This window comes from Clostridium sp. (assembly GCF_047777555.1).
Taxonomy (GTDB): Bacteria; Bacillota; Clostridia; order Clostridiales; family Clostridiaceae; genus Clostridium_H.
On sequence record NZ_JBKEEV010000001.1, the window covers coordinates 11891 to 34686 of the forward strand.

The window sequence follows — 22796 nt, forward strand, 5'->3', positions numbered from 1 at the left end:
TCCTATTCTTTGCTATAGTTACCATTTGATATTTTATACTCTGTAAAAAACTTTTTATATCTTAATTATATATTGTGCGTATCTTATTATTTAATGTCAACATATTATATATGTAGCATTTTTTATGCCAAGAAAAAACATATTATTTATATAGTTTAATAAAAACTAAAATAAAAGTCTACTAATTTTATCTCATTATGAGAAAACTTTTTCTCATAATGAGAAGTCCAAACAATATATTCTCAATTTGATACTATATAAATAATAAATGAGGCCAGACTACATTTTTATTAAACATTGTAGTCTGACCCCTTTATTTTTAACTTAAAATTTGTGTTCTGACCCCTTTAATTGTTTATTGGCAAACCTTTCCTGGATTTAGAATATTTTTAGGGTCAAATGCTTGTTTTATGCCTTTCATTATGTTTATATAGCTTTCTCCATATTGATGGAACATATATTCTTTTTTAGCATATCCTATTCCGTGTTCTCCTGATACAAGTCCTCTTAATTCTTCTGACTTCTTGTACATGCAATCAAATACTTCCTTTAATTTCTTTTCCCATTCTTCATCACTTAAATCATCTTTACAAATATAAACGTGTAAGTTTCCATCTCCAGCGTGTCCAAAGCTTGGAATTCTAATGTTGAACTGTTTTTCTAATTCCTTAGTATATTTAATAAAGTTTGCAACTTCATTTCTTGGAACAACAACGTCACACTCATCCATATCGCTTGTTGATGCTTTAATTGCTTCAAGGAAAGCTCCTCTAGCTGACCATACAGATTCTTTTCTTTCATCTGTATCAACTATGAATACATCAAGTGCTCCTTCAGCTAAGCAAAGGTCTGCAACTGTTTCATAATCAGCTTCTACTTGTGCTGTACTATTTCCATCAAAAGTTAATAGAAGATATGCATCAGATGAATTATCTGGGAATTTCTTTCCTAAGAACTCTTCAGCACTAAGTATAACTTCTCTTTGCATGAATTCTATAGCAGTTGGAACTGCTTTTGATTTTATTATCTTAGGAACTGTTTCAATAGCAGTGTCTATATCCTTAAATGGTATAAGCAAGCTTACAGATTTTTTAGGAAGTGGTAATAATCTCAATACAGCCTTTGTTATTATTCCTAAAGTTCCTTCTGAGCCTACAATCAAATCTTTTAAGCTATAACCTGAGCTATTTTTAACAACCTTTCCACCAAGTTCAAGTATATCCCCATTTGGAAGAACTACCTCAAGACCACGTACATAATCTCTTGTAACTCCGTATTTAACAGCTCTCATACCACCTGCATTTGTACTGATATTTCCACCAATTGTAGCACTCTTTTCACCTGGATCTGGTGGGTAGAAAAGATCAAATTCCTCTACATATTTACCAATCTCCATTAAAAGAACACCTGGCTCTAAGGTTAATGTTAAATTTTCTTCGTCCAATTCTAGAATATTGTTCATTTCTGTTGTTTCTAGCATTATTCCACCATGTAAAGGAACTGATGCTCCAACAAGACCTGTACCTGAACCTCTAACTACTACAGGAATTGTATTTTCATAAGCATATTTCATTATTTTTGAAATTTCTTCTGTTTTGTGCACCCTAACTAACACTTCAGGATAATTGCTTATTCCGCCTAATTCATCATGGCTATAATCCTCACTAATTTCATCTCCATATAAAACCTTATCCTCACCAACCACTGACTTTAAAAATTCTACATCTTTGTTATCTATCTTTTTATATTGACTCATAATTAAAACCCCCCGAACCTTTTTTAGTACCTAACACTTTGTTCCTAACGCTCCTAGTCTATAATTTTAACTTACTATATTTTAAACTTTACACTTTAAACTTACCTTCCTAAGCTTAGCACAGCGAATAAACCCTCTAAACTTCTGACCTCAATTATTTTGCTGCTGCTACTTCTGATAAAGCTTCACCGTTTTTGATTTTTTCAATAAGTTTTGGAACTATTTCATAAAGGTCACCAACTATTCCATAGTGAGCAACATTGAATATAGATGCATCTGGATCATTATTTATTGCTATGATAGTTTCTGAATTATTCATACCAGCTACAAATTGTACTGAACCCTGAATTCCAAGGGTGATTATAAGTTTTGGCTTTACCGTTCTTCCACTAAGACCTATTTGTCTTTTTGCATCTATCCAACCTGCTTCAACAAGTGGTCTTGTTCCAGCAACTTGTGCTCCTAATGCATCAGCTAATTCATAAACAAGCTGCATATCTTTCTCTGATTTTACTCCTCTACCTGCTGCTACAATTACTTCTGCATCTGATATACTTACTTCTTTTTCTTTTTTTGTTATCTTAAGAACCTTTATTCCTGACTTAAACTTATCTCTTGACATCTCGCATACTGTAACCTTACCAGTAGCTTTCTCACTTCTTTCTGGAGCTGAGAAAATTTTATATCTTACAGTAGCAAATTGAGGTCTATTGTTGCTTGTTATAATTTGTGCCATTATATTACCGCCAAAAGCTGGTCTTATTTGAACTAGGTCTGTGTTCTCCTTCATATCAAGGATTGTACAATCTGCTGTAAGTCCAGTCTTAAATCTTGCTGCAACTCTTGGTGCAAGAGATCTACCTACTGTTGTAGCTCCAACTAATATTGATGAAGGCTTAACTTTGTTTATAAAATCTTCAAAAGCTGCTGTATATGGTTCGATTCTAAAATCTTTAAGCTCTTCATAATCGTATACAAATACTTCATCAACACCGTAATGCAATAATTTTTCAGCCTTGTCTTTAATGTTATGTCCAATAAATAAAGCATAAACTGGATGATTTATCTTAGCTGCAAGCTCTCTTCCTTTTCCTATAAGCTCAAGAGTTACAGGGTGAATTTCCCCCTCTACATGGTCAACATATATTGCAATTCCATTCCATAAACTCTTATCTACCTTAGGACCTTCCTCTTCTTCCACGTACTCCATTACTCCTGCAGGTCCTTTTTTTACACAAAGTCTACACATCTTACATGCTGCTGTTATTTCTAATTTACCATTGCTTTCTGTTAATGCACCAAATGGACATACTTTCACTAATTCTTCTATAACTTCTTTGTTTAATTTATCTTCATGAACCAATAACTTTCCCATTTAAATCCCCCCAACTTTTTTAGTAACCAGCTTTTTTAGATTCTATTATGCAAATTTAAGTTCTTTCAGTTTAGCAAAAAGTCTCTCAGTAAGTTCTTCTCCGTTCCCTTCCCACATTTCCTTATCAGTATTTGATTCTGGTGGAAATATTCTTTCAACTTGAGTTGCTGAACCATTTAATCCATAATTATTTTCGTTCTTATCTTCTAAGTCAGCTAAGCTAAATACCTTTATTTCTTTGTCTTTAGTCTCTAATTTTTTCTTATAGGATGGAAGTCTTGGAGTATATATATCCTTTTCAACTGTTATAAGACAAGGATATTTAATTTCCTGAATTTCTACTGTTTCCGCCATATCCATTTCAACAGTTATTGAATCATCCTTAACTTCTATAATTTTTCTTACATTAGCTACATGTGGAATTCCTAAATATTCTGCTATCTCTGGTCCAACTTGTGCTGTGTCTCCATCTGTTGTTTGTTTTCCACAGATGATAAGGTCAGGATTTCCTGTCATTTTTACCCCTTGTGATAATGTATAAGCTGTAGCTAGTACATCTGCGCCACCAAATTTTCTATCTGAAAGTAATGTTCCCTCATCTGCCCCCATCATAAATGCCTCTTTTATAATATCCATTGCTTGAGGTGGTCCCATACTTATTACATTAACTTTTCCACCCTTTTCTTCTCTAATTCTAAATGCGCTTTCTAAAGCATAAAGATCATATGGATTCATCTTAGAATCTATACCATCTCTTTTTAAAACTCCTGTAACTGGATCAACTTCAACCTTTGTTGTTCCTGGAACTTGTTTGATACAAACCAATATTTCCATGTCTTAATCCCCCATTCTATTTTATAAGTAAAGTAATTATGGTAAGTCGTCTTACCAGTATATTTTTAATAAACAGAAAATTAATTCTGCTTATTATTTTCAAACTTTATAATATAAATAAGGATGAGCTAAAGTATGTCATATGTACTGGTATAACTGCTGTGCTGTGCTTTCATAGGAACAAGTTCTATAAAAACGAAGCATGCATAATTATTTTCCCCCCACTAAACTAAGTCTTCCGAATTGGTATGACCATCTTTCCTTTGATTTTATAGTATCATAATTATCAGATTATTTCTACAATAGTTATTTTATTAACAAATCCATTCAAAGTTTTTTTTGAAATCGTTGTCATAATTCTACACCTTACGTCATGTTTTCTCAAAAAATTTTTTTTCATTTTTTTGCTTTTTCAATCACATTTTTGAAAATATAGTTATTTTTTTAACAATACTATAAAATCAAGTTAGAAAAACTATATTAGTTAGTATGTTCAACTAATAAAAATATTAAAAATTTAGTAACATCAGTTCCTACTTCTAAATTAAAAAAAAGAGCTTTTGCTTAAGCAAAAACTCTAAATTAACATTGTGACTTACTAAATTATAACTTGTCCTTTCTCTAACTCATCCTATTTCCATCTAAGCTGTTTAATTAAGTTTTCATTTATTAGCTCCATATGTTTTCTCATAGCTTCTGTAGCTTCTTCTGGATCTCCATTTTTTAGAGCCTGTAATATACTCTCATGTTGTTCATCTATAACATCTTTATGCTGATTATTTATAATATTTTTTCTTGCATCCTTTATAAAAGAATCCATAAGACTAGCAACAGCATTTAATATGCTTACTATTAAAAAATTTCTAGAAGCCTGAGCTATTTTATAATGAAATTTTACATCAATTTTTACCCTTTCATCCTCATCATCACAAGCTCTCATGGCTTGTAATAACTCTTCCATCTCTTTCAATTCCTCTTCAGTTACTTGCTTTGCTGCAAGTGCTGCAGTTTCTACTTCTATTATTTTCCTAAGATCAAATATCTCATGTACTTTGCATTCATTTAACATAAACATTATAGAAAGAGGCTCGAATAAAGTATCATGAAAAGTATTTGTTATGAAATTTCCTTCTCCTTGCTTACACTCTACTAAACCAATCATTTCTAAAGCCCTTAAAGCTTCTCTTATAGATGCTCTGCTAACACCTAACTGCTCTACTAATTCTCTTTCCGATGGAAGCTTATCTCCTCTTTTAAGAGTTCCATCCTTTATCATTGTCTTTATTTGAATCATAACCTGTTCATATACCTTTGTATTTTTTATAGGAGTAAACATATTCTTTTTCTCATCTCCATTTTTTGTGTATTAAAAATTATGCAAACATTAATTATGCAAACATTGCTATTATATAATTATTTATACTAATTAGTCAACATATATTTCATTAATTCAGCTAATCTTATATTATAATACAAAAATTAGCTAATGTACCTAACCTAAAATAAAATATTAAAATACCATTTTAATATTCTTTCTCCTAAAAACATTGCGATCATTGCTGCGCTTACTATAAATGGCCCAAAAGGTATATAGTCTTTACGACTTTTCTTTTTTAACAGTATAAGTATTCCACCTAAAGTTCCTCCTATTATTAAGGATAAAAATAAGGTTAAAATAGTAAGTTTAATGCCTAGATACAATCCGCAAAGAGTGCATATTTCAGCGTCACCCCATCCCATGCCTCCTGATAAAAGAATTATTATAGATATAAAAACTCCTCCAACCAGTGCTCCTAGTAAATAAGTCTTTACAGGGAGTTTTAAATAAATATTTATTGCTAAAAATATAAACCCAAATACTCCTCCCCATATTATAGTGTTATCATATACATCTGTAGTATCATAATCTATAATTCCTATAACAATTAAAAAACAAAATAATACAGCAAATTTTATAAATTTTATACTTAAACCATACTTTATATATACCCCAACAAATATAATTCCAGTAAACAGCTCTATTAAAGGATATCTTATAGAAATCTTATTATTACAGTATCTGCATCTTCCTTTTAATAATACATAACTTATAATTGGGATTAAGTCATAGGGCTTTATTCTGATTTTACAGTTTGTACAATGTGAAGGCGGATAAGAGATAGATTTTCCATGCGGTATTCGATATATACAAACATTTAAAAAACTACCTAGGATAAGCCCGGAAATAAAAATAACTATTCTGTCCATTTTTCACCTCGAAAATTTTATTTAAAAGGAGCTTAAGTTAGCAAGCTCCTTAGTAATTTAATCCAATTTTGGAAGTGGAACAACTTTTATAAATTGTTTAACACTATCATCATCCTTTATCATGTTGTCTACTACATTTTTAGCATAACTCAAAGCCTCTGCATCGGTGGTATTTTGAACCCCATTATAGATTATATATGTGTCCCCATTATAAGTATATAAGATAGAGCTTGCAGCATCATGATTTATACTGCTATTAATTGTTGTTCCAAAATAATCATCTAAATATTCATAGTATCTTTTTTTACCATTTTTATCTCTGCTATAAGCAGTAGGCACTCCATCTGTCATAAGAATTATATACTTTTCTTTTACTGAAGTACGCTTATCCAGCATAGCTTTTGCTGTTCTGATGCCATCTCCAATATTGGTAGCCCCTCCTATTTCAAGACTATCAACCTTATTCTTTAAGGTTAATTTTCATTTATTTTAGTAATTATTCTTCCATTCTGTGGAAGCCTTTTTTCTGCTATATCAAAGCTTGCCATAATTTTTATACGAGAAGTCAATGATGCTGATGTTTCCTTTGGCGCCCTTAAAACCTCCTGAAGCATCCCATCTATTCTATATCTTATCTTTACATAATTTTCAAAAGGCTCTATATGTATATCACTGGCTTTAGCCTTAACCGCATTTTTTTATCACAGAGTCTATAAGCTTTACAACTGGCGCATTTTTTACATCATCCATCTCTTCTACTTCCACTTTCACTTCTTATTTTACGCTGGATTTTGTCAATTCCTCTGCTGCTTTTTCAACATATTCACTGGAATAATATTTATCTATAGCTTTTTCAATATTTGTTTTAGAAGCTATATAAGGTATAACTCTCTTTCCTGTAGCTATGTAAACATCATCTATAGCAAACACATTTAAAGGATCTGACATAGCAACTTTAATTTTATTTCCTTCAAATCCAATAGCTATTAAGTTATATTTTAAAGCCAAAGATTCAGGTATAGCTCTCACAACACTTTTATCCAGCTGTATCATATCTAAATGCACTCTCTGTATTCCCAGCTGAAATTCTAGCACCTCTAATATGTCCTCTTTGCTTACTAGCTTGTCTTTAATTAATAGTTCACCAAGCTTAATTCAGTGATTCTTTGTCTTTCCAACTCTGCTTTAAGCTGTTCTTTAGTTATTTTCCTCCTTCAACTAATAAATCTCCTAATCTTTTTTTATTAACTATGTTCATATTGATTACTCCTAGTTTCATTGACATCAAGTTAAAAATATTTTTATCTATGAAATTATACACTAATTATACAATAATTTCCTTAAAATTTCCAATTAATATAAAAATTTTTTATATATATTTGATTTAATTTTATATTTTTAGCAATTTAATTTGTTTTTTAATTAAATTTTACCATTATAGTTTTATAGTTCATGAATATAAAAAAAGCAGCACTCTTTATGAGTAACCGCTTATACTTATACTTATTTATATTTATCTATTCTTCAATTTTAATTTCCTTTTTCAAAAACTTTTTCCAATCTACATATATCCTAAAAAGACTCACTACATCCTGCTCATTATATAATAATATTCTTTGCCTCTTTTCTTCAGGCATTCTATTCATATAATCAAAATCCTTCATAACCTTGCAGAATGTTTTTGATAAATTAGAACCGCTTATAAGTTCACTTTCTCTATGTATATCAAATACCTTTTCTAAATTTTAAGTCCTATATTGGATCCCATCAATTTTTCGTACTCTCTTTGGAGATCTACCTTTATAAAGTAATCATCTAGATTAAAATCTATATTGTTTTTCTTGTATAGGTATTCAATAACTGTAAAATCATTATTACCAGAAAAGGTAACTATATATCTTTTATTATATTTATCATGCATATCTTTAAAATAGTCTACAGAAAGATTTAATATTTTCAAAGCATCATTTTTATTTTCAATCATGTACTGAGTAACCTTAAGTTCATTACTCTTTTCGTCATAATAACAGCATCCAAAAACTCCTATACATATTGGCTTTTATATAGATAATGTTCTAAATCAAAAAATATGGCATCCTTATATATATCTGCCTTTCCATCAACATCTAAGTTATTTTCCTGTGAATATTCTTCTACCTTTATAGTATTTTCCCTTTTAATCAATTTACCACTTCTTTCTAGTCAAACAAATCTTATTATATTTTATATTATTTACTCAGCTTTGTCTTTTTATTATCTCACAATTTTCATGGTTTGTGAACTCCTCATAACTTACTTTATTTTAGTAACAGCTGCAGCAAATAAACTGCGTAATAATTTGCATATTACTTTATAAGAAAAAAGTTCCACTTTATTTTCTTAGATATTGACTTTTTTTATCATTGGTGCTATATTTTAATTGAGAATGATTTTCAGAATTACATAAGGGGAGACAAAATGAGCATAGTTGATTTAAGACCAGGACAAGATGGTTTTATTAAAAATATAATCGGAGATGAAAAGCTTTCAAAACGTCTGTTAGCCTTAGGATGTATTGAGGGAACTAAAGTAACTTTAAAAAATAAGGCACCTTTGGGGGATCCTATTATCATAAATGTTAGAGGCTTTGACCTAGCAATAAGAAAAAAGGATGCTGCTAACATTAAGATAAAGGAGGTCTAAAATGAGGACAATAGCATTAGTGGGAAACCCAAACGTAGGTAAAACCCACTTTGTTTAATGCTTTAACAGGATCCAATCAGTATGTTGGAAACTGGGCTGGAGTTACTGTAGAGAAGAAAGAAGGTTTTTTAAATAAATCTGTAAAAAATAGTTGATCTTCCAGGAATTTATGCTATGGATACCTATTCTAATGAAGAAAAGGTAGCAAAGAACTTTTTATTAAGTGATGAAGCAGATTTAATAGTAAACATAGTAGATGCTTCTAATTTAGATAGAAATCTATATCTTACTACTCAGTTAAAACAGTTTAATAAACCAATTATAATGATTCTTAATATGATTGACATAGCTGAAGCTAAAGGTATAAATATAGATTTTTAATAAACTTTCAAAGGAGCTTGGAGTTAAACTTATTCCTGTTTCAGCTTCAAAGGGTAAAGGCCTAGATAAAGTTAAAGATTTGCTTTTAAACATAGATGTTTCAGAGTTATCTATTGATAATGATTTTAAATATCAAAATTTTAAAAATGAAAAAGAAGTTTATTCATATATTGAAAAATTATTAAGTAAATGTATAACTCATTCTTCAAGGAATGAGATAAGTACTAAAGATAAGATAGATAATATACTTTTAAATAAATTCGCTGCTTATCCAATATTTTTAGGAATTATGTATTTAATATTTAAATTTACCTTCAGTTGGGTAGGACAGCCTTTAGCTGATCTTTTAGATCTAGGATTAAATGATTATCTAATGCCAAAACTAGATGCTTTGCTCACAAATAGCAGTCCTTGGTTTAGATCTCTTATTGTTGATGGAATAGTTGGAGGGGTTGGCTCTATTATAGTTTTTCTTCCTATAATTTTAGCACTATTCCTTGGAATATCCTTTCTTGAAGACAGTGGATATATGGCACGAGCTGCCTTTTTAATGGATAAACTTATGAGAAAAATGGGCCTTTCAGGTAAAGCCTTCATACCAATGGTAGTTGGATTTGGTTGTTCTGTACCTGCTATAATGTCAGCTAGAACTCTTGAAAGTGAAAAAGATAGAAAACTTGCTGCACTGCTTGTACCGCTTATGTCATGCAATGCAAGGCTTCCAGTTTACGCTTTATTTGCATCTATCTTTTTCCCTGGAAAAAGAAACACCAGTAGTATTTTCTCTTTATGCTCTAGGTGTAGCTATTGCATTTTTAATAGGTCTTTTATTTAAAAACACAATATTTAAAAAAGATGAGGAGCCTTTTATAATTGAGCTTCCTGAATATAAACTTCCTGAGTGGAAAAGTCTTGCTATACACACCTGGGATAAAGGTAAAGGCTTTTTAAAGAAAGCAGGAACTATTATTTTATCAATTTCAGTTGTAGTTTGGTTCTTATCTAACTTTAACTTTACTGGAATGGTAGATATTAACGAAAGCTTATTTGCATCAATTGGTAAAGGAATAGCTCCAATATTCAAGCCACTTGGCTTTGGTTCTTGGGAAACTTCAATGTCACTTCTAACTGGATTTATGGCTAAAGAAGTTGTTGTAAGTACTATGGGAGTTATTTTCGGAAATGATCTTCAAACTATACTGCTTCAACACTTTAATGTTGTATCAGCTTACGCTTTCTTAGTCTTTGTACTTTTATATACTCCTTGTATAACAACTGTAGCTACAATGAAAAAGGAATACGGAAATAAGATGATGTTCTTCTCTATAGTATATCAATTTATATTGGCTTGGATAGCTGCATTTATAGTTTATAATTTAGGTTTGTTGATTATAGGATAATCCATAGTTTTAAAAATTATGGTTTTGGTATATTAAGGAGCATTCCTGTAATGAAATAATTTAAGAGTGGATAAAAAAAGCACCTCCTGATAGAATACGGGGCAGGTTTTGCAATTTATATTCTCGTTAAAAATGTAAAAAAGAAAGCTATCATGGTGAAGGATGTAACTGCGGCAGCTGTTCTTCTCACTGTCCAGTGTATAAAGAATAATGAAATAGATGAACAAACTTTAATCTACCTTCTTTGATATTGCAAAAGAGCGCATGTAGCAAGAGCACAGGATTTTAGAGGTGTTGAGTAATTAAAAACCAGCACCATTTTATTTCAGCAAAAAAAGGTTTGATTGACAACTTTACAAACTTGGTTCAATAAGTATATGTGCGAGCATGCTAAAACCTGTCAAATTGTCTCATTAATGATTTTGCTTACTAAATTTACTAAGATTTAAAAGGATAAAATAGCTATTGTAAATCCTATGCATGTGATAATTTCTTATCTGCTTGAAGATTACTCTCCAACAAAAAATGTCCGAAGGATCAAAGGTTATAGCACAACTTGCTAAGATGGTAACTTATGCAGACCTAATATGCCTGCCAGGAATATGTGGCCAGTATTTGATGAACCTTAGAGATATGCTAATAAAATATGGTAACAACTGTAAAAGCTCTAGAATATCAAGCTGGCTTGATAGTGTTTCCCTGGAGTTTGAATGCTGTATTTTGATCTTGGGAAGGGAAAACAACGTTACTTTTGCAAACATTGTAATCTACACCATCTTTTATTCTTACAAACTAATGTTGTTAGATAAATATTGCTTTATTTCTAATAATACTAGAATTTCAAATTGCTCTTAGTGCTAAAGACGTGCTCAATATGCTTGTAGATATTGCTAAAATATCATATATGTCTAACTGAAGGCATTCAACTGGCTAAATACGAGCTTAAATTCTTTTAGACAGATACTTTTATTTGCATGTATAAACCTAGAGGATTTAATGGTTAATCTTCCTAAGCTATCCTAAATGTTTTGACCGAATTTAAATCCGTTAAATGTTGCTAATGGGGCTATGGTCTTGTATACTTTGATTTTTACTGGACAAATTGTGATATTGGTTGATGCACATCCACGCCAAATAGAAGACTTGCTGGTTTAACTCTTAACAAATATACTTTAAACACAAAGGACAAACAACTAAATACGCTAAAGCGGCTAGAGATTCAGTAAAAACTGTAGAGCATTGATATGTATAGTCCTTATATATGCTATGGTTGCTAAAAATTCAGAAAAGGCACTGCATCAATACTATACAACACGCACCAATAATTCTCTAAAGCTGAATTATTATAGATGCAAGCTCCATATAGTTCAGCTTCTTTAGTCGAGCTGTTAATAGGGACCAGAATAAGGATTACTGAATAAAGATCCAGAAAAACTATGAAGTACTTAAAAAATACTGGAAACTTCTTCTTAAGGACACTTCATCAATTAACTATACAACTTACAAATATCATAGATCTTTTAAAAAAACAATGAGAGAGATTGATATCATAAATTATTTAATTGATCTAGATCCTGAGCTTAAAGCAACGTATGAGTTATACCATGATATCAAACATTGTATGAAGCATAAAAACTTTGAACTGTTAAAGCAAACTTTATCTAATGTAAATAACCTTATTTCTGATTATATGAAAACATCTGTTAATAGCTTAAAGAAATATATAGAATACATAAAAAATTCCTTTAAATACGACTATACAAATGGTATTTTGGAAGGAATCAATAACAAAATAAAGGTTATATATTAAAGAATAGCCTTAAAGATTATAGAGGGAGTGATTACATGTTAGAAATAATAATAACAGCAGCCATTGCAGGTTTTGCAATTTATATTCTCGTTAAAAATGTAAAAAAGAAAGCCTCTGGTGAAGGATGTAACTGCGGCAGCTGTTCTTCTCACTGTCCAGTGTATAAAGATAAAGAAGGTAGATAACAAAATATCTACCTTCTTTTATTTAGTTCTATAAAATGTTCAATTATATTTTCCATAGATAACAATCCTACAACTTTTTTATCTTCTAAAATTGGTATTGCTTCAATATTATTTTCTATAATCTTTTGAGCTGCATCTACTATATCCTCATCAATGTCAGCAGTTACAACACTCTTTGTCATTATATTAGAAATAGGATAAGTATCATAGTGACCTTCTTCAATCAAAAATCTATATATATCTGCCTTAACCACAATTCCTTGTAACTTTCTATATTTATCTACAACTGGTGCACCGTTTATTTTCTTTTCATTCATTAAATCCAAAGCTTTTTTTACTGTATCCTCAGGATTTAGCATTACAACTTCGTAATGCATTATATCTCTTATTTTCATATGAAGCACCCCCTTACAATAATTATATCATCTTATATTTATCTATAAAATATTTACATGAATAATATTTTAAAACTTTTCTATAAGGAGAGTAAACTTCTAAAATGAACTACTACATCTTCTCCACTACCTCAATTCCAATGAGTTTAAGTCCATTTTTAATTACTTGACAGGTTGCTTCTACCATTTTTAGTCTTGCATTCTTAACAGCTTTATCTTCTGTAGCCATAATGTTATGAGCGTTATAAAATTTATTAAACGCTTTAGCAACGTCAATTATATATCTTGTAAGCATTGAAGGTTCTAACTTAGCTATAGCACCTAATACTGCTTCTTGTAATCGCGAAAGTTCTTTTACAAGCTCGAACTCTTCTGTGGAGTTTAAAGCTGCATAATTAATATCTCCCTCAATCTCTCCTGCACGTCTCAATATGCTCTTTCCTCTTGCATAAGTATATTGAACATATGGACCAGTTTCTCCTTCAAAGTTAAGCATTTCATCCCAACTAAATACTATATCCTTTTCTCTTCTATTTTTTAGATAAGTGAATATAACAGCACCTATTCCAACTTTTTTAGCAACCTCTTCCTTATTTTCAAGGTCTGGATTCTTTTCATTTATAATTTCTAGAGTTTTAGATACAGCTTCGTTTAGCAAGTCCTCAAGGAAAATGACTTCTCCCTTTCTTGTTGATAACTTTCTATCTGCAAACTTCACAAGACCAAAACCTACGTGCTCACAATCTTTAGCCCATTCATATCCCATTTTTTCTAGAGTTTTGAATACTTGTTTAAAGTGTAATGCTTGAGGTGAACCAACTACATATATATTTTTGTAGAAGTCATAGGTTTTTTTTCTGTATATTGCAGCAGCTAAATCACGAGTGGCATATATTGTAGCTCCATCCGCCTTTAAAATAATACATGGAGGCATATTTTCTTCTTCAAGCATTACAACCTTAGCTCCGTTGCTCTCCACAAGAAGATTTTTTTCTTCTAATTCCTTTACTACAGCATCCATTTTATCATTGTAGAAGCTCTCTCCTGCATAGGAATCAAATTTAACTCCAAGAGTTTCATATACCTTTTCAAATTCTTTTAAACTTTGTGTCTTAAACTTTTCCCAAAGAGCTACTTCTTCCTGACACCCATCTTCTAACTTTTTAAAGTACATTCTTCCTTCATCTTCAAGAGATGGATCCTTCTCCGCTTCTTCATGAAACTTAACATAAATTCTTAAAAGCTCTTTTATAGGTTCTTTTTCTAAGGCTTCTTCGTCTACCCATCTTTTATAAGCTGATATTAACTTTCCAAATTGAGTTCCCCAATCTCCAAGATGATTTATTCCAATAGAATGATATCCTTCAAAGTTTAGCATTCTATACAAAGCATTTCCTATAGCTGTACTAAATAAATGTCCTACATGAAATGGCTTAGCTATATTAGGTGAAGAATAATCTATTGTTACATTTTTTCCTTTTCCATAATCTGAAGAACCATACTTATCTTTTTCTTCTAATATTCTGTTCAGAATAGCTTCTGCAAAAACCCCCTTATCCATAAAGAAGTTTAGATATGGTCCTAAGGCTTCAACCTTTTCAAAACCTTCCTTGTTTATCTTTTCGCTTAATTCTGCGGCTATCATATTCGGAGCCTTTCTGAAAGTCTTTGCTAACTGAAAACACGGAAAAGCATAATCACCCATTTCAGGCTTTGGAGGTACTTCAATAAGTCCCTCTATAGTATCTAATTCTAAATCAACATTTTCTTTTATTCTCTCTGCAACTATTCTCTTGTAATTCAATGTTTCTTCCTCCCACTTATTTATGTATAATTTTTTTTATTTTTTAAATTTACTTCTTTTTAGTCGACGAAGCACAGCAAAGTCTTTTTATATTGATTCTAAAGGCTTTCTATAAATATCCCTCTTAAATACTTTAAGCCTTTTCTGCTCTTCTAAACTTCTCTACTGCGCTTTAGCGCCCCCACTTCTAAACTCGCACCGTAGGTGCCTCTACTTATCCACTGCCTTTCAGCTTCTTTGCCAAGTAAAACTTTCCTAAATACCAATCCTATAGCTGATGTTATGTTGTGCAAAAAAGCCCGCCTCTATTATAAAAACAGAGACGGACATATCCGCGGTACCACTCTAGTTGACTGTTAAGTCCACTTGAAACTTTAACGCAGTTAACGGCTTACCTCATTATATTACAATGAATATAACTTAGCAGCTTCTCCAAGGCTCTTTTCTCCAATTAAAGTTCTACGGGGCTTCCACCACTTCCCGCTCGCTAAAAGCTTTTAAAAGGATACTCTTCTTTTCACCGAAATTGCTTTATAAAATTGTTTTTCAAATTATATTAAATCTACAATCTTTTAAATTAACCATTCATATTTACACCATATTATATTATCATATTTTTTTATTTGTCAAGTATCTCTTTCATTTATCAGAGATTTCGCATCTAATTTCCAGTAAAGCTTTTTTCTTTATAGGAAATTAGATTTTTTCTATTTTATTGAAATTTTGGAAGGGAAAAAGGCCGTAGGCCATGTATATAGATACACCTTCCCCCTCCCCATCATAATGAAAAGCTGTATTTCCAATTTTATTATCGACTATGCAGTGTTAAAAATTGGATTAATCCAATTCATAATTATCAACATTTCTCAAATTTTCATAGGTTATTATATGAAAATTGGTGAAATACATTATTTTCAATGTCCCACCTTTTATGAATTATCTTCCATATAGTCTCAGTACAAATATTTTTGTTGGTGGTTACAATCCAGACTTCTTTTAACTCTTTCTTATCGCCTTCATGAATCTCCTCTAAAAATCTTATAAATCTTACCTTAATATCCATACCAGTCATTTCAAATCCATCATCATCCCAAGCACTAACAATAATTTTCTTTGTGCTTCCCTCATTTACTATCCATTGTTTGTTAGCCTCACGGCTTTGAAACAATCCTAATGCGTCTTTAACAATATGAAGCCTTTCATCTTTTACTCTAACAACTGCATCCATTCCAATTGCAAGGACTTCTTTAATCCATGATGCTTTGCAATACAAAGCATCTGTAACTATAACATCTGCAAAGTGATGAAATTTTTCATAAAGCTTTCTAATGAGTCTTTTACCTCCGGTAATTTCACCCTCATCTTTATCAGAACAATCTTTTTTAGGTTCTAACATTTCATAACCCAATACAGTATGGGGATCAGAACCCACAGTTGCACAAACAACTGCTCTGTGGAAGTAATGAGTTATTCCTTGTTTATCAACACGGGTAAGGCATTTTTCACAGCTCTTTTTAGTACTTTCAAATATCTCAACTCCATCAATAGCGGCAACCTTTATTCCATCTACTGTACCGTTTCTAAATACCTTATTTTTAAATATAGTTTTTATTATATGATCATGCATATCATTCAAACTGTTTATATCAAAAACTACTTAAGGAACGCCTAACGGCGTCAATATGGGGCAATCTTGTTTTCTTTGGAAATAAATTTTTAAATCTTCCTTTTTCCAACCAATGTTCGAGTCTATTAAAACTTTTAAGTCTACAGATAAATGTGAACAGAACTATAAATGAAATAGTTGAAGTTTCAATTTGAGGATTTATTCTTCCATCTTTTAACCCCTTGATTTTTTCTCCAAGATGGTATACCTTAGAGAAGTAGGTGAGCATTTGTTTTAAATAACGCTTGTTCATCTCAAAACATCCTTTCTATTGGGTTTGTAGCAAAATTCATTATAGAAAGGATGTTTTCATTTTTAAACCCTAAATTTTTTCCAGTAAAAATCGGAATTTACATATTTCAATTATTATTCATCTAAACCATTACATATCAAGGGGCTACGCCCTATTTATTTTTTAATCTGCGAAACTTCTGTTCATTTATAATTGATCTTTTATTTATCTTACATAAAAATTAGGGACGGTTCTCAAATTTTCATAGGTTATTATATGAAAATTTGAGAACCGTCCCCGATGCCAACACTAAAATCATCGAATACTTTTTTCCTTAGAGATACAGCTCTAACTCTTATATTATCTTCTTCTATATCTAATATTACATAGTGATAAATAGGTTTTGGTGTTACTATGACATCCTTTTTATCCTTATAACTATTTCTAAGCTTTTCTCCTGCTCCTCCAGTAATAATTTGCATGATCTTTTTATCATTAAAACCTATAAGACGCCTTGAATAATTATGTTCATGTCCACAAAATACTAAACTAACATTACTTTCCTCAAGAGCCTTGAGAAAAGTATTTCTATCCTCTATATAAGCATCCATACAAGTTGTTAAATGAGCTCCTGTTGGATAAATTGGTAAATGAACAAATACTATTTTAAAAGGTATTAGGTCTTTTGTAACCTTTCTGAACCATTCTAATTGCCTTCCTGTTATTCTAAAAAGTTCACCATAATGAAAGGAGTTTAAAAAAATGCATCTTACATTGTCAAAATCTTTATAATAAACAGTTTTATGATAACCTTTCAAATAATTATCAACATCTATACTAGAGTAACACTCTTCAAATGCTTCTTCTCCTTGGAAATCCTTAGGTTTATTATTCACTTCATGGTTCCCTAGTACTGGTAAAAGCCTATTTATTGGGTAGTATTGTTCTATTAACTTATGAAACTCTTTAATTTGATATTTAAAAATCCTTACATCACTGCTTCCTGCTACGCTGTCTCCAAGATGTATTATATATTCAGGCTGTGTTTTCAATTCTTTTATTTGTTTAAATATTTTATTTAATATTTTTTTATTTATTCCATCATCTTTTCCCTTAGAATCTCCAAGAATAATAATTCTTTTACTTTTCAAATTCTTTTCACCCATTTTTATTATTTATATTGTAATTTATGAATTATTCATCTTTGCTGTTACAAAAACAATGCTCTTTAGATTAGAAAATTTGAGAACCGTCCCCTATTGATTTTTATCATCCTTACCTAACTTAGGTATTGGAGTTCTAAATAGAATATGAGAAAGAGCTTTCCAATCAAAAGGAATCAATGGCCAAGTATATCTTTTGCTATTTTTAAAGGATTTAGTATTAAAAGCTATTATAAATACTACTAATATTCCAACTGCAAAACCAATATTCTTAAATAAACCTGTCAAAATTAGAATAAACAATCTAAATATTCTAATTGCCATGGCAAATTCTACACTTGCAGTTGCAAAGGTACCTATTCCAGCTAGAGCCATATATACTACGGCTTCTGGTACGAATAAACCTATCTTTACAGCGAATTCACTCAATATTAAACCTCCTATAATACCTAATGAGGTTGATAAAGCACTTGGAGTGTGTATAGATGAGACTCTAAGTAAATCTAATCCAAATTCTAAAAGTATAAATTGGATAAATAAAGGGATATTTCCCATTTCTTTCGGTCCTAAAAACTGAAGTGATTGAGGTAAAGCTTCTTTATTGTATACTAATAAAAGCCATAATGGTAACAAAAGAAATGCTGAGAACATTCCTAAAAATCTAATCCATCGTATATAAGTTCCTGTTATAGGAGTCTGGTAATAATCTTCAGCGTGTTGGGTAAAGTGAAATAAGGTAGCAGGAAGAATCATCACACTAGGGGACGTATCTACAATTATTGCTATATGTCCTTCCATAAGATGAGCTGCCACTACATCCGGTCTTTCTGTAAACCTTGCAAGTGGAAGAGGATTATACCACTTTTTCTTTATTAAAAGTTCTTCAAGGGTCTTTTCTGCCATAACTAAGGCTCCAACATCAATTTCTTTTATTCTATCCTTTATTTCTTGTACAAGTTTTTCATCTGCCAAATCTTCTATATATCCTATTACCACATCCGTTTTAGATCTCTTTCCTACGGTATTTAATTCAAATACAAGCTTGGTATCTCTAATTCTTCTTCTAATTAAAGCTGTATTGAAAATAATTGTTTCCACTAGTCCATCTCTAGATCCCCTTGTTACCTTTTCTAAATCTGGTTCTTCTGGTCCTCTCACTGGATATTCCCTAGCATCAAGTATAATTCCTTCTTCTTCACCATCTATTATAAGTCCTATAGCTCCAGCTAAAACCATTTGCTCCATCTTTTCATTTCCTTAAAAGTATCCACCTCTATATAAGCTATTTTCTCCTTCAAGAGCTTAGATATAGTATTCATTGATATTTCAAAAGGAGTTATAGCCTGCAACCTTTCAATTATCCATAGCATTATATCATCTTTTGCAAAGCCATCTAGCATAACAAAAAAAAGCCTCTCTGTCCCCTATTTTTATTTCTCTTCCTATCATATCGAAACTTTTATCTATTGGGAGACGGCTTTTAAGAAGCTTTTTATTTTCATCAAGTTTATTTGAAATGTACGTCATTTTTTCACCCCTTATCTTATGTTTTTCTCAAAGTAGAGCTTATATCTACAGGATGAGCCTCAGTTAGACATTAGGTTACTAAGTAAGAGTTTAGAGTAGAGGCAAAGTTTAGCCATAATAGCTAAACTAACCTCCTGATTTGTAATCTTTAATCCAAAAACTGTTATAAAAGCTTTTAAGGTGCTACTTCATCTGATTTTATTAAATATCTGTGGAAGAAATACTCCACTACAGCCACCAATACTGCAAGAATAATTAATGTACTAAATCTTGTATCTGAAGTTTGCACTTAATACATCAAGTACATATGCAACTACTGCTGCCATAACTCCATCTCCAATAGATGCAGTTATGTTTCCGTAACTAGGCAGTATGTAAAGATCTCCAAACAAATAATTTAATATAGTTCCTATAACTGCAAAAGTAAGAATCCATCCAATTGTGTTTCCATCCATGGCCCCTAAAGTTATCCATCCTGCTATGATAGTCAATAGTAATTTAACTAAAATTGCTGTAGTTGTTTTACTCATATAAAATACCTCCATTTATTTTAAGTTAACATACTTTTATTTTGTCATAAACCTTATAATGTTATTCAATATGTAATAATAATATACATTATTTTTCCATAGTAAGCTTTTAATTCCTAGCCCTTTATGAGTATTGCTAGAAAAAAATCAAATAATAAGTAATATATATAAAATTTAATTAAACTATATTGTAATTCATGGAATAACGTAAAACTATTTCCACTATTAATTCCAAAGATACTTAGTTATAATATACAAATGTAAAAAGTAAAAAAACTGCCTAATGTATAAAATACAGCGGAGGATTAACCTATGGGGTGAATCCAAATTTTTGGTAGGGATTCTCTCTTCCCGAACCCGTCAACTAACTTCGCAGGCATTAAGAGAGGTGTAATGAGTGAGAAAATCTATAATTTTAAGCTCTATCATATGTATCTTAGGACTGTCTTCTTACCCCCTTTTCACTAATAAAATAAAAAAAGATAACACCCATATGCTTTCTCCAGGAAATATAGTGGAAATAAATCCCATTAGTAAAGTGGATCCTACTTCAATTAGTAATTCACTAAATGATAATTCAGATGAATTAAAAAATAATACCATAACAAATAACTCTACCTCCAGTTCTATTGATAATAAAAATGAAAAAAATATTGATATACCAAACTCAAAAGAAGTGAAGATAGTAAAAAAAGGCTTCATCAAAGGATGTATCTCTTAATAAAAGCAACTCATCAAATAGAAATGCCCGAATTTCAAGAGGAGGTTCTATACCTAAGATCACAGATAAATCTAAAACTTCTAAATCCACCTCCTCAAATAAAAATACATATTCTTCAAAAATTGAAATATTAGACTGGAAAATTGCAAAAAATGTTTTTTCAATAAATACTATTGCAGAAGTAACTGATGTTTATACAAAAAAGACATTTAAAGTAAAAAGAACTATGGGGACAAATCATGCGGATAGTGAAGCCTTAACAAAAGAAGATACGGAAATAATAAAGAGTATTTGGGGTGGCTTTTCTTGGGAAAGACGTCCTGTTATTTTAAATATTAAAGGAAGAAGAATTGCAGCTTCTATGAGTGCTATGCCTCATGCTGGCATTGATTCTGCACCTGCATATAAAATTATAAATAATCGTTCTGACGGTTATGGAAGAGGTCAGAACTTAGATGTGATAAAGGGAAATGGAATGGATGGTCACTTTGATATTCATTTTCTAAACAGCACAAGACACAAAGACGGAAAAAGGATCCTCAACACCAAGCAGCAGTTTTAAAAGCAGCAAAATAATTCATATTGAAAAAGGCATAAACCTCAAACGAAGTTTATGCCTTTTATGGTACAATATATTAACTTATTAATTTACAGCAGCTACTTCATCCTTTGATGGTTGAATTGGCTGACGAAAATTTAATATTGCCTTTGTTGGACATTTCTTTTCACATAGACCACAGTTTACACATTTGCTGTAGTCTATTACAGAAAGATTGTCTACCATTGTGATAGCTTCTTTTGGACATGCTTTTACGCATAAAGTACATGCAATACATCCAACTGAACAAGAATTCTTAACATCTAATCCCTTATCCTTTGAGTTACATGTTACGAATACTTTTTGTTTTTGAGGAACTAATTCTATAATGCCCTTTGGACACGCTGTTACACAAGCTCCACAAGCAACACAGTTATCTTTGTTAACTTTAGCAACTCCATCAACTATATCAATAGCATCGAATTGACAAGCCTTAACACAGCTTCCATATCCTAAACATCCATATGAACAAGATTTTGCTCCTGATCCTGGAACGTTCATTGCTTGTTGACAATCTTCTAATCCATAATATTTATAGCTATCCTTAGCTTTTTCACAAGTACCTTGACATTTAACATAAGCCATTTTTGGCTCAGAAGCTTCTACTTTAATTCCCATTACTTCACCGATTTTAGCTGCTACTGGTGCTCCACCTATTGGACAGCAGTTTGGTGCAGCATTTTCCACTTGCTACAGCCTCAGCATAAGCATCACATCCAGCAAATCCACAACCACCACAGTTTGCACCTGGAAGACATTCTCTAATTAAAGGAACTCTCTCATCAACTGGTACTGCGAATTTTTTAGATGCAAATCCTAAAAGCGCTCCGAATAAAAGTCCAAGACCACCTATGCTAAGTACAGGATATAAAATCTCAGTCATTTAAATTCCCTCCTTATACTAAGCCTGAGAAGCCAAGGAATGCTATAGACATTAATCCCGCAGTGATTAATGAAGCTGGCAAACCTTTGATTGCCTCTGGCATTTTATCGTTTGCTTCCATTCTTTCCCTAAGTCCTGCAAGTATAATAATTGAAAGCATCCATCCAAGACCTGAAGCAACACCAGATATTAAAGCTTGGAATAAGTTATAATTTTCATTCATATTAATAATAACTACACCAAGTATAGCACAGTTAGTTGTAATAAGCGGTAAGTATATTCCTAATGCTTTATAAAGATCTGGCATTGTCTTCTTAAGAAACATTTCAATAAATTGAACTAGGGCTGCAATAACTAGTATGAAAGCTATTGTATACATATACTCAAGATTAAGTGGTTTTAATATAAAATTATATACTACATATGATATAAGTGACGCTACACCCATAACGAAAGTAACAGCTGCACCCATTCCTTTAGCAGTTTCTATTTTCTTAGAAACTCCAAGAAAGGCACAAATGCCGAGGAACTTAGACAATACCATGTTGTTTACCAACAAGGAACCAATTATTAATGTAAATATTCCCACTATTCATTCACCCTTCTT

General features: G+C 31.2%; 25 protein-coding genes, 3 pseudogenes, 1 riboswitch and 1 other annotated feature. Of the genes and pseudogenes, 7 read left to right on the forward strand and 21 right to left on the reverse strand.

All coding sequences use genetic code 11. From position 1 onward, the window contains the following. Positions 1 to 355 precede the first annotated feature (355 nt). The 9 genes and pseudogenes from ACFWTK_RS00070 to ACFWTK_RS00110 form a co-directional block, all read right to left on the reverse strand. Positions 356 to 1756: an FAD-binding oxidoreductase gene (locus ACFWTK_RS00070; protein WP_415874162.1), complete on the reverse strand. Its 1401-nt coding sequence runs from the start codon at positions 1754 to 1756 to the stop codon at positions 356 to 358. A gap of 154 nt (positions 1757 to 1910) precedes the next feature. Next, entirely contained in the window at positions 1911 to 3131 is a 1221-nt protein-coding gene (locus ACFWTK_RS00075) for an electron transfer flavoprotein subunit alpha/FixB family protein (RefSeq protein WP_415874163.1), read from the reverse strand. Positions 3132 to 3176: 45 nt separating this feature from the next. Then, positions 3177 to 3965: an electron transfer flavoprotein subunit beta/FixA family protein gene (locus tag ACFWTK_RS00080; protein WP_415874164.1), complete on the reverse strand. Its 789-nt coding sequence runs from the start codon at positions 3963 to 3965 to the stop codon at positions 3177 to 3179. A 631-nt stretch (positions 3966 to 4596) separates the two neighbouring features. Beyond that, positions 4597 to 5301 carry a FadR/GntR family transcriptional regulator gene (locus ACFWTK_RS00085; protein WP_415874165.1) on the reverse strand — a complete coding sequence of 235 codons (705 nt, stop codon included), beginning with the start codon at positions 5299 to 5301 and terminating at the stop codon, positions 4597 to 4599. Positions 5302 to 5462: 161 nt separating this feature from the next. Then, positions 5463 to 6212 carry a prepilin peptidase gene (locus ACFWTK_RS00090; protein ID WP_061857248.1) on the reverse strand — a complete coding sequence of 250 codons (750 nt, stop codon included), beginning with the start codon at positions 6210 to 6212 and terminating at the stop codon, positions 5463 to 5465. A gap of 57 nt (positions 6213 to 6269) precedes the next feature. After that, the gene (locus tag ACFWTK_RS00095; protein WP_415874166.1) at positions 6270 to 6608 is read right to left on the reverse strand and encodes a hypothetical protein; all 339 of its coding nucleotides are present in this window, start codon (positions 6606 to 6608) and stop codon (positions 6270 to 6272) included. A gap of 77 nt (positions 6609 to 6685) precedes the next feature. Then, positions 6686 to 6880: an ATPase, T2SS/T4P/T4SS family gene (locus ACFWTK_RS00100; protein WP_415874661.1), complete on the reverse strand. Its 195-nt coding sequence runs from the start codon at positions 6878 to 6880 to the stop codon at positions 6686 to 6688. Positions 6881 to 6986: 106 nt separating this feature from the next. Further along, complete coding sequence (locus ACFWTK_RS00105) at positions 6987 to 7307, reverse strand: hypothetical protein (RefSeq protein WP_415874167.1); 321 nt, start codon at positions 7305 to 7307, stop codon at positions 6987 to 6989. Between the two features lie 422 nt (positions 7308 to 7729). Then, positions 7730 to 8396 (reverse strand): annotated as a pseudogene (locus ACFWTK_RS00110) (ribonuclease H-like domain-containing protein). A gap of 273 nt (positions 8397 to 8669) precedes the next feature. On the opposite strand from ACFWTK_RS00110, the gene ACFWTK_RS00115 reads away from it, so the two are divergent. From ACFWTK_RS00115 to ACFWTK_RS00135, 5 genes and pseudogenes are all read left to right on the forward strand, one after another. Next, on the forward strand, positions 8670 to 8894 hold the full coding sequence (locus ACFWTK_RS00115) for a FeoA family protein (RefSeq protein ID WP_061857253.1): 225 nt from the start codon (positions 8670 to 8672) through the stop codon (positions 8892 to 8894). 1 nt (position 8895) lies between these two features. Further along, a pseudogene (feoB, locus tag ACFWTK_RS00120) lies at positions 8896 to 10675 on the forward strand (ferrous iron transport protein B). Between the two features lie 525 nt (positions 10676 to 11200). Further along, positions 11201 to 11530: a hypothetical protein gene (locus ACFWTK_RS00125; RefSeq protein WP_415874168.1), complete on the forward strand. Its 330-nt coding sequence runs from the start codon at positions 11201 to 11203 to the stop codon at positions 11528 to 11530. Positions 11531 to 12161: 631 nt separating this feature from the next. After that, the gene (locus ACFWTK_RS00130) at positions 12162 to 12485 is read left to right on the forward strand and encodes a transposase (RefSeq protein WP_415874663.1); all 324 of its coding nucleotides are present in this window, start codon (positions 12162 to 12164) and stop codon (positions 12483 to 12485) included. Positions 12486 to 12520: 35 nt separating this feature from the next. Next, entirely contained in the window at positions 12521 to 12670 is a 150-nt protein-coding gene (locus ACFWTK_RS00135; protein ID WP_106024784.1) for a FeoB-associated Cys-rich membrane protein, read from the forward strand. Between the two features lie 8 nt (positions 12671 to 12678). On the opposite strand, the gene ACFWTK_RS00140 is transcribed toward ACFWTK_RS00135, so the two are convergent. The 10 genes from ACFWTK_RS00140 to ACFWTK_RS00185 all read right to left on the reverse strand — a co-directional run bounded on the left by ACFWTK_RS00140 (position 12679) and on the right by ACFWTK_RS00185 (position 19987). Further along, positions 12679 to 13065 carry a CBS domain-containing protein gene (locus ACFWTK_RS00140; RefSeq protein ID WP_061857255.1) on the reverse strand — a complete coding sequence of 129 codons (387 nt, stop codon included), beginning with the start codon at positions 13063 to 13065 and terminating at the stop codon, positions 12679 to 12681. A gap of 112 nt (positions 13066 to 13177) precedes the next feature. Next, entirely contained in the window at positions 13178 to 14869 is a 1692-nt protein-coding gene (gene argS / locus ACFWTK_RS00145; protein ID WP_061857256.1) for an arginine--tRNA ligase, read from the reverse strand. A gap of 152 nt (positions 14870 to 15021) precedes the next feature. Continuing rightward, a complete protein-coding gene (locus tag ACFWTK_RS00150) occupies positions 15022 to 15162 on the reverse strand; it encodes a hypothetical protein (protein WP_165815348.1) in 141 nt (46 codons plus the stop codon). Positions 15163 to 15184: 22 nt separating this feature from the next. Continuing rightward, positions 15185 to 15399, reverse strand: a binding site (T-box leader). Positions 15400 to 15743: 344 nt separating this feature from the next. Continuing rightward, positions 15744 to 16496, reverse strand: coding sequence for a transposase (locus ACFWTK_RS00155; protein WP_415874169.1), 753 nt, complete (start codon positions 16494 to 16496; stop codon positions 15744 to 15746). Between the two features lie 19 nt (positions 16497 to 16515). Next, on the reverse strand, positions 16516 to 16788 hold the full coding sequence (locus tag ACFWTK_RS00160; RefSeq protein ID WP_415874170.1) for a hypothetical protein: 273 nt from the start codon (positions 16786 to 16788) through the stop codon (positions 16516 to 16518). Between the two features lie 251 nt (positions 16789 to 17039). Then, positions 17040 to 17918, reverse strand: a complete 879-nt coding sequence (locus ACFWTK_RS00165; protein WP_165815339.1) for a metallophosphoesterase family protein — start codon at positions 17916 to 17918, stop codon at positions 17040 to 17042. A gap of 105 nt (positions 17919 to 18023) precedes the next feature. Next, positions 18024 to 19175, reverse strand: coding sequence for a spore germination protein (locus ACFWTK_RS00170; protein ID WP_415874171.1), 1152 nt, complete (start codon positions 19173 to 19175; stop codon positions 18024 to 18026). Continuing rightward, positions 19157 to 19330: a hypothetical protein gene (locus ACFWTK_RS00175; RefSeq protein WP_415874172.1), complete on the reverse strand. Its 174-nt coding sequence runs from the start codon at positions 19328 to 19330 to the stop codon at positions 19157 to 19159. The genes ACFWTK_RS00170 and ACFWTK_RS00175 overlap by 19 nt, the downstream gene beginning before the upstream one ends. Beyond that, positions 19305 to 19457 carry a hypothetical protein gene (locus ACFWTK_RS00180; protein ID WP_415874173.1) on the reverse strand — a complete coding sequence of 51 codons (153 nt, stop codon included), beginning with the start codon at positions 19455 to 19457 and terminating at the stop codon, positions 19305 to 19307. Before ACFWTK_RS00180 ends, ACFWTK_RS00175 begins: the two co-directional genes overlap by 26 nt. 263 nt (positions 19458 to 19720) lie before the next feature. Further along, positions 19721 to 19987: a DUF2512 family protein gene (locus ACFWTK_RS00185; protein ID WP_415874174.1), complete on the reverse strand. Its 267-nt coding sequence runs from the start codon at positions 19985 to 19987 to the stop codon at positions 19721 to 19723. Positions 19988 to 20254: 267 nt separating this feature from the next. Then, a riboswitch (cyclic di-AMP (ydaO/yuaA leader) is annotated at positions 20255 to 20380 on the forward strand. A gap of 4 nt (positions 20381 to 20384) precedes the next feature. On the opposite strand from ACFWTK_RS00185, the gene ACFWTK_RS00190 reads away from it, so the two are divergent. Both ACFWTK_RS00190 and ACFWTK_RS00195 read left to right on the forward strand, forming a co-directional pair. Then, on the forward strand, positions 20385 to 20708 hold the full coding sequence (locus tag ACFWTK_RS00190) for a hypothetical protein (RefSeq protein WP_415874175.1): 324 nt from the start codon (positions 20385 to 20387) through the stop codon (positions 20706 to 20708). 226 nt (positions 20709 to 20934) lie between these two features. Further along, positions 20935 to 21270, forward strand: coding sequence for a hypothetical protein (locus tag ACFWTK_RS00195; protein ID WP_415874176.1), 336 nt, complete (start codon positions 20935 to 20937; stop codon positions 21268 to 21270). Between the two features lie 81 nt (positions 21271 to 21351). Here ACFWTK_RS00195 and rnfB read toward each other — a convergent pair. Together rnfB and ACFWTK_RS00205 are read right to left on the reverse strand one after the other, a co-directional pair. After that, a pseudogene (rnfB, locus tag ACFWTK_RS00200) lies at positions 21352 to 22189 on the reverse strand (RnfABCDGE type electron transport complex subunit B). A 13-nt stretch (positions 22190 to 22202) separates the two neighbouring features. Then, positions 22203 to 22778, reverse strand: coding sequence for an electron transport complex protein RnfA (locus ACFWTK_RS00205; RefSeq protein ID WP_061857262.1), 576 nt, complete (start codon positions 22776 to 22778; stop codon positions 22203 to 22205). Positions 22779 to 22796: the final 18 nt, after the last annotated feature.